The sequence below is a fragment of the Dictyoglomus sp. NZ13-RE01 genome (genome assembly GCA_002878375.1).
Taxonomy (GTDB): Bacteria; Dictyoglomota; Dictyoglomia; order Dictyoglomales; family Dictyoglomaceae; genus NZ13-RE01.
Genome location: NIRF01000022.1, coordinates 1 through 12,625, shown reverse-complemented (window position 1 = coordinate 12,625; position 12,625 = coordinate 1). Strand labels below are relative to the sequence as shown.

At 33.8% G+C, this 12,625-nt stretch carries 11 protein-coding genes and 1 pseudogene; 2 read left to right on the top strand and 10 right to left on the bottom strand.

The features are described 5' to 3' along the window. Positions 1-366: 366 nt before the first annotated feature. Positions 367-1,287: a cobalt transporter gene (locus CBR30_09415; protein ID PMQ00780.1), complete on the top strand. Its 921-nt coding sequence runs from the start codon at positions 367-369 to the stop codon at positions 1,285-1,287. Positions 1,288-1,293: 6 nt separating this feature from the next. On the opposite strand, the gene CBR30_09410 is transcribed toward CBR30_09415, so the two are convergent. Next, entirely contained in the window at positions 1,294-1,488 is a 195-nt protein-coding gene (locus tag CBR30_09410; protein ID PMQ00779.1) for a hypothetical protein, read from the bottom strand. Between the two features lie 58 nt (positions 1,489-1,546). On the opposite strand from CBR30_09410, the gene CBR30_09405 reads away from it, so the two are divergent. Next, positions 1,547-2,548, top strand: a complete 1,002-nt coding sequence (locus tag CBR30_09405) for a radical SAM/SPASM domain-containing protein (GenBank protein ID PMQ00778.1) — start codon at positions 1,547-1,549, stop codon at positions 2,546-2,548. Between the two features lie 26 nt (positions 2,549-2,574). Here CBR30_09405 and CBR30_09400 read toward each other — a convergent pair whose 3' ends face one another. The 9 genes and pseudogenes from CBR30_09400 to CBR30_09360 form a co-directional block, all read right to left on the bottom strand. Next, positions 2,575-3,579, bottom strand: coding sequence for an endoglucanase (locus CBR30_09400; GenBank protein PMQ00777.1), 1,005 nt, complete (start codon positions 3,577-3,579; stop codon positions 2,575-2,577). Positions 3,580-3,589: 10 nt separating this feature from the next. Further along, on the bottom strand, positions 3,590-5,386 hold the full coding sequence (locus CBR30_09395) for a hypothetical protein (GenBank protein ID PMQ00776.1): 1,797 nt from the start codon (positions 5,384-5,386) through the stop codon (positions 3,590-3,592). 10 nt (positions 5,387-5,396) lie between these two features. Beyond that, positions 5,397-6,347 (bottom strand): oligopeptide ABC transporter ATP-binding protein OppF, encoded by a 951-nt coding sequence (locus tag CBR30_09390; GenBank protein ID PMQ00775.1) that lies wholly within the window; start codon positions 6,345-6,347, stop codon positions 5,397-5,399. Then, complete coding sequence (locus CBR30_09385) at positions 6,340-7,320, bottom strand: peptide ABC transporter ATP-binding protein (protein ID PMQ00774.1); 981 nt, start codon at positions 7,318-7,320, stop codon at positions 6,340-6,342. The genes CBR30_09390 and CBR30_09385 overlap by 8 nt, the downstream gene beginning before the upstream one ends. Positions 7,321-7,324: 4 nt before the next feature. Beyond that, positions 7,325-8,194 carry a peptide ABC transporter permease gene (locus tag CBR30_09380; protein PMQ00781.1) on the bottom strand — a complete coding sequence of 290 codons (870 nt, stop codon included), beginning with the start codon at positions 8,192-8,194 and terminating at the stop codon, positions 7,325-7,327. Between the two features lie 16 nt (positions 8,195-8,210). Continuing rightward, entirely contained in the window at positions 8,211-9,173 is a 963-nt protein-coding gene (locus CBR30_09375) for a peptide ABC transporter permease (protein PMQ00773.1), read from the bottom strand. Between the two features lie 62 nt (positions 9,174-9,235). Beyond that, positions 9,236-11,173, bottom strand: coding sequence for a peptide ABC transporter substrate-binding protein (locus CBR30_09370; protein PMQ00772.1), 1,938 nt, complete (start codon positions 11,171-11,173; stop codon positions 9,236-9,238). Positions 11,174-11,245: 72 nt separating this feature from the next. Further along, complete coding sequence (locus CBR30_09365; GenBank protein ID PMQ00771.1) at positions 11,246-12,016, bottom strand: hypothetical protein; 771 nt, start codon at positions 12,014-12,016, stop codon at positions 11,246-11,248. A 111-nt stretch (positions 12,017-12,127) separates the two neighbouring features. After that, positions 12,128-12,250 (bottom strand): annotated as a pseudogene (locus tag CBR30_09360) (hypothetical protein). Positions 12,251-12,625 lie beyond the last annotated feature (375 nt).

Here is a 12,625-nt window from a genome sequence, read left to right as displayed (position 1 = left end):
AAGCTTTTTTAGAAAGAGCTCTAATTGATGGTTTTTTCTCTTTTATTAAACTCATTATTAACACAATTAAAATTTCTTTTATCTTTTTTCTTAAAGAAAAATCTGGTAGAATATTAATGACCATAGTTTTCACCTCCCGGGGTTTGGATGTTATCTCTTTCTAATCTAATTCTAACCCTGGGAGGTTTTTCTTTTCAAAAACTGATTACAGGTCAGCCTTTATCATATTGATTATGAATAGATTATATTATATAATTTCCATTAAGGAAGAGCAGGCGAAAAGCCGGGCCTTTTTGGCAGTAAGCAAATAGCTTACGGGACTTCCTGCATAACAAGCAGGAATTTTTTATTTCAGGAGGTTTTAATATGGGATTTAATGCCTGGCTTTTTGAAAAAATTTCAAAAAAATATAGTTGGAATAGAAAAGATATAGGATATCTTGAAGGATGGGTAAGTATAATTGGTAATTTCATTTTATTTTTATTCAAGTTTTTAGCCGGATTATATATTAACAGTATAGCCTTAATTGCAGATGCCTTCCATTCTCTATCGGACGTATTAACATCAATTGTTGTAATTCTTGGATTTAAATTAGGTAGTAAACCTGCAGATGAAAATCATCCCTTTGGACATGGCAGAATAGAACAAATTGCAACATTAATAATTGCCTTTATGTTAATAGTTGTTGCTTATGATTTAGGAAAAAATTCCTTTGAAAGAATTTTAAATCCCAAAATAGTATCATTTAATCTTGTTATTTTTATATTAATGCTCATTTCTTCTCTATTTAAAGAGTGGATGGCAAGATTTTCCATTTTCCTTGGCAAAAAAATAAATTCCTCTACCTTGATAGCTGACGCCTGGCATCATAGAAGTGATGCAGTAGCAGGAATTTTAGTTAGTATTGGATTAATAGGAATGAAATATAAAATTTTTGTATTAGATGGAATTATGGGGCTTTTTGTATCGCTATTATTAGTTTGGGTAAGTATAGACTTAATAAAGTCATCCTCAAGCTTTTTAATAGGAGAAGCACCAAGTTCTGAACTGATACAAAAAGTAGAAGAAACAATTAGTTCTATTCCTGGAGTCCTCAATTTTCATGATATATCAGTTCATGATTATCAAAGTAATAAAGTAATTACTTTGCATATAGAAGTAGATAATAAGCTATCTGCAAAAGAGGCTCATGACATAGCTTTAAAGGTACAAGATAGCTTAAAAAACTTATCAGATTTTTCTCAGGTAGTTGTTCATATTGATCCTATTGGAGAAAGGGAGGATTAGTCCTCCCTACTTATATAATGAAACAAATCTTTTTATAGACCTATCATATGTTTTTTCTACATCCTTTGGGAAATAACAGGCAGGTAGTTCGCCATGGCTCCTGTGATATGCTAAACATTCACAACAAATACCTTTTCTGGGACATGGCTCATAGGTACAATTACACATCTTCAAATTACTCTGCAAGTTGCACTCCGCCATACTTCTACCTCCCACAAAGCTTTATTTTTGAAAAACAAAACCTTATAATTATATCATTATGATAAAAGAATTTGCCTTTCAATGGCATATTACTGATTTATGTAATTTAAGATGTAAACATTGCTATCAGGAAAATTTTAGTAAAGAAAGAGATTTAAGTCCTGATATTCTACGAATTATTTTATCTGACATTGAAAATACATTAAAAAGCTTAGACTTTGATAGTCTATCCATAAACATTACAGGAGGAGAACCTCTCATATCACCGTTATTCTATCCACTTTTAGAAGTCATGGAAGAAAGTAAATTAATAAATACAGTAAATATTATCACAAACGGTATATTCTTAAAAAATCACTTCGATAAAATTATAAAATTTAAAAAAATAAATGAGATTAAAGTATCCTTAGAGGGAGCTACAGAAAGAACGAATGACTACATCAGAGGCAAAGGAAACTTTAAAATAGTTTTAGAGAATATCAATTATATAAGAGAAAAATTCCCAGAATTCAAAAATTTAGTACTCATGCTTACCTTAGCCAAATATAATTACAAGGAAGTAAAGGATATTTATTATTTAGCAAAAAGCTTAGACATAAAAGGAATAATATTAGAAAGATTCATCCCACTTGGAGAAGGTAAAAACATAAAGGATATGACATTAGGTAATTTAGAGTGGTATGAAGTTGTTTCGCAAATAGCGGATTTAGAAAAAGTCTCAATAAGAGATTTACTACCCTACAAAGCTTTTTACGTGGATTTTGCAGAAAATACAACTTATGGAGCTCTTTGTAACATAGGTGATGAATCTATGGCATTAATGCCTAATGGTGATGTCTATCCATGTAGGAGGCTTCCTATTATTATAGGTAATCTATTACATGAAAGGTTCATTGATGTCTATTACAAACTTAAAAAATTTAGAGAGGAAATTACAAAAGATAAATTAAAGGGTATTTGTCATTTATGCCCTATAGAGGACTGCATAGGTTGTAGAGCCTTAGCTTACGCATTAACAGGTGACTTATATGAGGAAGATTTCCAATGTTGGAAAATTTAGCCCTACCCAATAGGGTAGGGCTTTTTTTATTCTATTTTGGTCTCTGGAATAAGAGCTTTGAGAAGGGGAACTAACCAAGCCTTATTTCGAGGATCATATATTCCAAAACTGGAACAAAATTCCCAATAACTCCAAGCAATACCTCTCTTTTCAGCAGATCTTGCGACAAAAGATGTCCATCTTACCCGGGATTCTAAATCTGCCTTTGAGTATGCTCCAAATTCTCCCATATACAAAGGTACATTACCGTGCTCTTTTGCCCAATCTACAGCAATATCAAGCTCGAATTCTACAGTTCTTTTTTCTTTATCGGTACCCATCCATTTTACCCCAACAGGTGGAGCAGGGTTTACCCATTCAGCCCCTTGATGGGTAAATTGGAAGGGATTGTAATAATGGAATGTGACAATTAAGTTCTTATCATCCAATGGAATTTCGAGCTCCTTTAGTTTATAAAGATTGTTCCATTCTGTAGGTCCAACTATTATCTTCCTTGTAGGATTAGTCTTTCTTATAATCTTTATTGTCTCTTTTAGATATTGGTTCCACAGTTTACTTGTTAAATTTTGGCAAGGTTCATTAAGAAGTTCAAAGTATAACATGTCAGGATAATCTTTATAATGTTCTGCAATCTGTTCCCAAAGCCTTAAAAATCTCTCCTTATGTTTTTCAGGATCTTGCATAATCTCTTCATAATGGTGAATATTTACAATTATGTATAAGTTATTCTTAAAAGCCTCATTTATAAGGTGGTCTACCCTATCAAATATATACTGATTTATTTTATATGGCGGTTTATAATCAGCATAGGCATTCCATCGCACGGGAAGTCTTACATGATCAAAACCAGCCTCTTTAATTAGTTTAAAATATTCATCTTTTATAACAGTCCCCCACTGACCTTCAAAGGGAGCTTCTAAAGCATTTCCCAAGTTTACGCCACGTGCAATAGGTAAAGGATTATTTTCCATAGCAAAATTCCTCCCAATTAAAATTAATAAAAGCACTACCAAAATTTTCCCATATTTCATTCTTACCACCTCACTTTAAAAACTCTATCCTAATAGCTATATCCCTTTCAAAGTTAGGTACTTCTATATTAGCAATGTTATCCTTTACTTCTATTATTTCCTCTTTAATACTCTTTGAATTATAAGTATCCCAATATATTACTTTATATGTGCCATTATTTAAATTATCCAGCTTTAGAAGGAAATTAGGTCCAGTCAATAAAATTTTAGGAATATCCTTTTTGTAATTGTATATAACGTTATTATCATAGAGCCATATTAAAGTATTTTTCTCGCCTTTTAATCCTATCAATCTAATATCTCTATCGGTATTAACAAATTTATAAGATTCTATAGTTTTAAAATTCTCCTTCGGGAAATTAACACCACTTATAAAATCTGACAAGGCTTTATAATGAAAGTATAAATTGTCAGGATGAATATGATTATCCCACCACCAAGACATTGCAGAGCCTGCATATCCCGAAAGTAAGGTAGTCCAAATAGCATTATGAATAGCAAAACCTTTAGGATCTAAATAAGGATCCCTTCCTCCTGCATCCAAACCAAATTCTCCAACGATATGAGGCTTTTTATATTCTGATTTAAAATTGAATAACCCTATCAAATACTTAATGTAATTACTACCTTGATATATATGGGTTTGCACAAAATCAATTCCAGAAAGACTGTCAATCTCAGGTTTTCCAGAGGATCCAGAAAAGCTTGTAGTAACAAGATGTTTCCATGGATCAACAGACTTCAAATAATTTGACATCTTACTATGCCAATCTTTTACTAATTCAGGTATATAAGCAGATGGAGAAATAATATCAATCTCATTCCAAAATTCCCAAGCAAAAACATTAGTTGAATATCCATACCTTGAAACAAGATATCTTATCTTATTCCTATATAATCTTTGCATTTCCTCGTTTGACCAAAATTCTTTTGGTTCCTTGAGAATACCTCCATTTTGTATATAATGGGGGGTTGATTCCCACATTCCATAGGCTTCTTCCTTTCTATATCTTAATTCATTATAACTATCAAAACATAGCATAATATAAAAGCCCATCTTTTCCGCATAATTTAGTAGATAATCTAATCTCCAAGAGTTTTTTAAATCGTACTCTCTAATTGAGCTTCTTTCTATGGCAAAAGTAGTCCAGGAGGGTCCCAACCAAACTCTAAAATAGTTACACCCAACCTTGGCATATTCAGGGAGCCAAGTTTCATAGTCAAAAGTGCCACGTCCCCCAGCCCAGCAAATATTTGCTCCTATAGGAATGAAGGGATCACCATTTTCAAACTCAAAATATCTAAAGTCACTACTACTTACCCTTATGTATCCTGACTTCTTAGAATCCAAAGAAGTAAATGAATATAGATCAGATTTAACAACATTATTTGTTTTGTCCTTTGCTATAATGTAAAATTTATAATTTCCAACCTTCGTTGGAGAGAATCTTACTCTAAAATGTGGTTTCCCAACAGGATTTAAAATTTCTACGTTATTTTGAATTTTTCTTTCATAATCTTGATAGAAAAAGGCAGGTACTTTTATTTCGTTACCATCTGGATCGATAAAAATACAATTAATATCTATTTCCTCAGGATCAAACGGATTATTGTACTTGCCTTGTAAATCTAATATTATTTCAAACAAGCCATATTTTTCTACCTTGTCTCTTAGTATTTTAATACCATTAATTTTTAAAGGACGGTTATCAGCATAATCACTTACATATACTGGAGTTTGGGATACCCCAGTACATATTATTAAAACTAATAAAACAAATATTAATTGGAGAATCTTTAAAGACATTTAAAACCTCCTAATACAAATAGCAAGCTACAAAATGCCCTTTTGAAACCTCCTTAAATTCAGGCTCCTCTTTTCTACATTTATCCATAACAAATTCACATCTTGTCTGGAATCTACATCCTGGAGGAAGATCAATAGGTGACGGTATTTCCCCTTTTAGTGCTGGGAATCTTTTTTGTCTTTCTCCATCTTTAGGCATCTTGGGGACAGATGCTAATAAAGCTTTTGTATAAGGATGCAATGGATTATCATACAGCTCGTCCTTTGGCGCCAGCTCTACAATCTTCCCCAAGTACATAACTGCAACCTTGTCGGACAAGTATTTAACAACTGCTAAGTCATGGGAAATAAATAAATATGATATTTCAAATTCCCTCTTTAATATATGAAGTAGAGAAATAATCTGGGCTTGAATGGAAACATCCAAAGATGATACAGGCTCATCACAAACAATAAATTTTGGGTTCAAAGCCAATGCTCTTGCAATTCCTACTCTTTGTTGTTGCCCTCCTGAAAACTCATGAGGAAAAGAATCAATAAATTCTCTACCAATACCTACAATATCTAAAAGTTCCATTACCTTTTCTCTTCTTTGCTGAGGTGTTCCTATATTATGAATAATAAGAGCATCCTCAATTGCCTGACCTATAGTCATTTGTGGATTCAAAGAAGCAAGAGGGTCCTGGAAAATAATCTGCATATATTGTCTTTTTAATCTCAACTCTTCTGGACTTAACCTTCTTAAATTCACTCCTTCAAAAATTATATCCCCATCTGTTGGCTCTAACAGTCTCAATACGGTTCTTCCAAGAGTTGACTTACCAGAACCACTCTCTCCCACAAGCCCTAAGGTTTCCCCATAATTTATAGTAAAAGAGACATCATCAACAGCTTTCAATATTTTTTTACCACGAGGAAAGTATTTTTTTAGATTTATAACTTCAAGAAGAACTTCAGGCATTTAATTTTCCTCCCTTCACTAAATGACATGCTACCATATGTCCCTCTTCTGCCTCTTTTAATTCCGGTTCTACCTCCCTACATATATCTTGAGCATAACTACATCTGGGATGGAACCTACAACCAGAAGGAGGATTGATAAGATTTGGTGGGTTTCCTGGGATAGGTTTTAAAGCTCCTTCTTTTTTGGAAAGATCCAATGTAGAATTTATCAAGCCAATAGTATAAGGATGTAGTGGATTTCTAATGAATCTATCAATAGGTGCATATTCCATAACCTTCCCTGCATACATAACCATAATAGAATCACAGAAATTCATTGCTAAAGTTATATCATGGGTAATTAAAATAACACTCATATTAAACTCTTCTTTCATATCCTGCATAAGATTCAAAATCTGAGCCCTAATAGTTACATCAAGAGCAGTTGTTGGCTCATCAGCAATTACTAACTTAGGATTACAGGCAAGTGCCATAGCAATCATAACTCTTTGTCTCATTCCACCTGAAAATTGGAATGGATAATCAAAGAATCTTGTTTTATGCTCTGGAATACCAACTAATCTTAGGAGTTCCATTGCTCTATCTCTTGCCTCTTTATCAGACATAATGTTATGCCAAAGTAAAGGCTCCATAATCTGTATACCAATCCTCATAATCGGATTTAAAGAGGTCATAGGATCCTGAAATATAATAGATATATCTTTACCTCTTACTTGTCTTAACTCTTCCTTACTCAGTTTTAATAGATCTCTTCCATCAAAAATTGCAGATCCTGATTCAATCCTCCCATTACCTCTTAACAATCTGATCAGTGATAAAACAGAGACCGTTTTACCAGAACCACTTTCTCCCACAATTCCCAAAGTCTCACCATGATTCAAACTATAACTTATACCATCTACAGCTTTAACAACTCCATCATACCTATAGAAATAAGTTCTTAAATTTTCTACCTTTAGTAACTCAGCCATAGTTTTATACCTCACTCCTTGGATTTAATGCATCTCTTAAACCATCACCAAAGAAGGTAAAAGCAAGAAGAGTTAAAGTTAAAAATAAGGTAGGGAATATAGCCAAATGGGGAAGCCCTAAGAAAACTCCCAAACCATAACTTATCATTGCTCCTAAACTTGGCATAGGAGGTCTTACTCCCATTCCAAGTAGTGCCATACCACTTTCTATCCAAATTCCATTTGGAATTCCAAAGGCAACACTAATAACTATTGGTCCCAACATATTTGGCAATATATACTTACGTATGATATGCCCCTCTTTTGCTCCTAAAGCCCTTGCTGCTTCAACAAACTCACTATTTCTAAGCCATAAAACCTGCCCACGAACCAATCTTGCCATTCCAGCCCATCCAGTGATTCCTATTGCAAGTAAGATAATATGCAATCCTCTACCAAAGGCTGCAACCAAAATAATGTTTAAAAGAAAGGTAGGAAAAGCATACATTATATCTACTAATCTCATAAGTAAAGTATCAATCAATCCCCCTCTAAAACCTGCAATTGCTCCAACTGTAACTCCAATTATCAAGGTGACCAATTGAGAACCAAAACCTACTATGTAGGCATTTCTTAAAGCATATAGTATTCTACTAAACATGTCCCTTCCTAAATCATCTGTTCCAAATATAAACTTAGCGCTTGGGGGCTCAAAAGCATGCTCATAGTGAGTTTCATCATATCTATAAGGTGCAATCCAAGGAGTAAATATTGCCATAATTAATGTGATTATAACATAAATTCCTCCTATAAGAGCCATTTTATTTCTTTTGAATCTCCTCCAAGCTGCAGACCAATAACTTACTCTTCTCTGTTGTAAAGTTGACACTGCCATATTTTCTCCTCCAGTCTTATTCATACTTAATCCTTGGATCTAAGAATGCATATATAACATCCACAAGTAAATTTATAACCATGACGAATAAAGCCAAGATAAAGGTCGAGGTAACAAGTAATGGATAATCTCTCTGTGCAGCTGCACTTACAAAAAGCTGACCTAAACCAGGAACTCTAAATAAATTTTCTATATATACAGTACCTGTTAATAAAAATGCAAGGTTTGGACCTATAATTGTTACAATTGGTATTAAGGCATTTCTTAAGGCATGCCTAATAATAACTGTTCTTTCTTTTCCACCCTTAGCATAAGCTGTCCTTATATAATCTTGATTTAGTATGTCTAACAAGCTTGCTCTCATAAAACGGGCAATAATGGCAAGAGGACCTAATCCAACCGTTATTACTGGCATAACCATCTGTTTTGGTTCTCCCCAACCCGATGTAGGTAGCCACTTAAGATAGACACTGAATATAATGACCATGAGAACACCAATTAAGTATTGAGGAAGAATACTTCCAATCATTGATATAAACATAGAAGTATAATCTATCCAAGTATTTCTTCTTAATGCTGCTATTACGCCAAGGGGAATTCCTATTAAGATTGCAAAAAGCATAGCCAATATAGATAAGGTAAAAGTTACTGGGAAACGCATAGCTATTTGCTCTTCTATGGTCATATTTGGATTAGAAAAGGAAGGACCAAATTTAAATCTAACAGCATCCCATAAATAGTTTAAAATCTGCTTCCAAAGAGGAACATTTAAACCATACTTTTCTTCAAATCCCTTAATCAAAACCTGCAATTGATCTGGTGTTAAGGTAGAAACTTTTCCAGCGCTTGCCTGGAAAGCATTAATATTAAAGAAGTCACCAGGTGCAAGCCACATAAGAACATACGTTATAATTACAATTATCACTAAAGAAACCGCTATTGTAACTAATCTTCTTAAAATATATTTGAGTATTCCCATTTTTTACCCCCTTTAAGAATTATAAAAGGGGAGAGGATTTCGCCTCTCCCCTAAGTATTTTCTTAATCTTTCATATTCAGATACTTGAAGTTGAAGAATCCAGGACCCCAAGAGAATTTGTAGAGCATTAGACCTTCAAGTTTTGGATTTTGCACCCATTGAGCTTTTGCCAAGTAGAGTGGTACCATGAAGTATTGATCTTGCATGATCTGTAATCCGTAAGGAACAATCTTAATTGCTTCATCAAATGGTCTATTAACTGCTCTTAATCTCCATCTATAGGCTTCATGTCTTGTCTTATTTGCTCCAAAGTAGCCTGTCTGGAATAGTTCTTGGTCTGTTAAGACTCTACCTGCAGATCTCCAGTAACTGGTCTTTTCTGCATTAGTCTTTGCAGACTTCCATTTCTCATATAGTTCATCAAATTGTTCATACCATACAGGTGGTCTTGTTAACTCTTCCTTCCATAATTTTTCTGGCTCAGTTTGCAGTATCTTTTGGAAGTTAGCATATAATGTATTTCTCTTTTCAATTAATGGCTTCCAATCAGCTTCTGTCAATCCACCATCTTTTCTAAGCCATGCATCTAACTCTTGATATAACTCGTAGATTCTCTTTCTTACGCTAACAGGATAATCATAGAACCATACAGTATGATCAGAGTTCTTAAATAGCGCGCCAATTTCTAAGTTATTCATTGGAGCTCCGATTGTTGTAAATCCTGCTTTTGCGTCTGGTGTATAATTTGCCCAAACATAGGAGTTCCAGTATAATCCAGACTCAATATTTTCAATAATACAATTTACGCCAAGGTTCTTCTTCCATTGATCTACTACAAACTCTACAACAGGATCTCCACCACCAGTTATGTAGAATACAAGAGTCTTTAAGCCTTTTCCATCTGGGAATCCAGCTTCTGCAAGAAGCTTCTTGGCAGTTGCAACATCAAAAGGAATATCCTTTAATTTATCTCCGATTGGGTTACCGCTGGGCCAGTATTTTGCAAGAGGTAATGCTCTTCCACCAAGAACTTCGTTACATAGTTTTTCTCTATCTATAGCCATAGCAAGAGCCTGTCTTAACTTCTTATTATCAGATAATGGGTCAAACCCACGTGACCATTGATATCCCTGCCAGAAGCAGTCCATAACGTCTTCTTTCAATAGTTTTGCTAATTCAGGATTTGCTTTTACATACTTCAATTCTCCTACACTATTGATCATTGCTGCATCTAATTCACCAGCCTGGAATGCCTGTAAACCAAGTCCTCCAAACTTTAATATAATCTTATCTACATTTCCTACTTCTCCTACGTAGTTTTTATTCTTAACAAGTACTAACTCTTTACCAGGAGTGAAGGATACTGGAATATATGGTCCATTGACAACTATTTTACCTGGTTTCCACCAATTTGCTGGATCCGCTTCTACTGTTTTTCTATGAATTGGTACGCCCTGGGCTACGCAAAGCCATTCTTTCATATCATACCTTGGTTGAGATAGCTTGATTTGAAGAGTATAGTCATCAAGGGCTTTTACACCAAGTTCTGTCTCTGGAAGTGCTCCACTCTTCACTGCCCAGAAGTTTTCAAAAAATTGAAGTGGACCAGCCCATGCAGGAAGATCAGGTATCTTAGGACTTGAATAGTAACGGAATGACCACTCAAAATCTTTTGCAGTTACTGGATCTCCATTGGACCATTTTTTATCTTTTCTTAATTTGAAGGTCCAAGTTTTATAATCTTTTGATACAGTAACACTTTGGGCAATAACTGGAACTACTTTTACTCCACCAAGTCCTTTTGGATCAGGTGCATATCCGTATAATCCTTCAAAAATTGTACCTTGAGCAAGAATATGTTGGGCTTGCCAATAATAAGGAGTTAATCCTGCTGTGTCCCAATAGGGTAAGCTTACAACCACTTCTTTTTGTCCATTAATCACACCTGAAAGAAGAAGTAAGGAAACCAAAACAAACATTAATAAATAACCTTTGCGCATACATTTACCTCCCCTAAGAAAAATTTTAGATACTTAAGGAAAAAAGAGGAAATTACTTAATTATTTTTTCTCTCACCTCCCTTTACAAGATTCTCTTACCACGAGTTCTACAGGTAGTATTATCTTTACTGGTATTTCTTCGTTTCCTTCTATTTTATTATGTATTAGTACATTCACAGCCAAAGAGCCCATTCTTCTCTTTGGTACTTTTATTGTAGTCAAAGATGGATTATAGCTTTTTGCAAGTTCAATATCATCAAATCCCATAACAGATATATCATCTGGTACTTTGTAGTTTAAATCATTAAGGGCTTTTATTGCTCCCATTGCCATTAAATCATTTCCAGCAATAATTGCGGTTGGAATATCATTGTTATTTTCAAAATATCTTTTGACAGCTTCGTATCCTCCTTCTGTCCTGGGCTCTTCTGTGTAGGTAACTAAAGGTACAGTGTCATCATAACAACTCATAAATAAATTAAAAGCCTGTAATCGCTCTTGAAAACTTCTATGGCTTAAAGGACCTGCTATATGTAAAATTTTTCGGTGTCCTAATTTATATAAATATTCAATTCCTTGTCTAATACCATCAAAATTATCCGCCATTATTGTGGTAAATTCAGGACCAGCGTAATTATCAACAAGCACAAAGGGAATTCCATAAGATGCTATCTTTTTTATCCATTTTCTGTCCATATAACCAACTAATAACATTCCATCTAATTCTTTTTCCTCTATCATGTTAGGGATAGAAATATTATCATCTTTGTCTGAAGAAAGAATTGAGTATAGTAGATTCGATTTATGTTTTCTTGTTTCAACCTCAACCCCATTAAATACCACCGAATAAAACTCATTTAAAACAATTATCCCTAAGGAGTGATGAGGAGGACGATATATTAAAAATCCAATAGAATAACCCTTCTTAGGTATTGTTCTTTTTGAAAATTGGGATATTTCGTAGCCTAACTCTTGTACTTTTTCTAAAACCTTAAGTCTGTTCTCCTGAGATACCCCAGGCTTATTGTGAAGTGCCCTTGATACACTTGATGGATGAATATTTAATTCTTTTGCAATTTTTTTTAACTATGCCACGCAATTTTTACCCTCTTTGCGCAACATTAAATTTTTGTTAAGAATTATATACCTATATATTAACATCGTCAAGTTTTTTATGACAAAATTAATATAACCAACTGACGAAATTATAACACTATAGGTCCAAAAAAAACAAGCTGACCTGTAATCAGTTTTTGAAAAGAAAAACCTCCCAGGGTTAGAATTAGATTAGAAAGAGATAACATCCAAACCCCGGGAGGTGAAAACTATGGTCATTAATATTCTACCAGATTTTTCTTTAAGAAAAAAGATAAAAGAAATTTTAATTGTGTTAATAATGAGTTTAATAAAAGAGAAAAAACCATCAATTAGAGCTCTTTCTAAAAAAGCTTT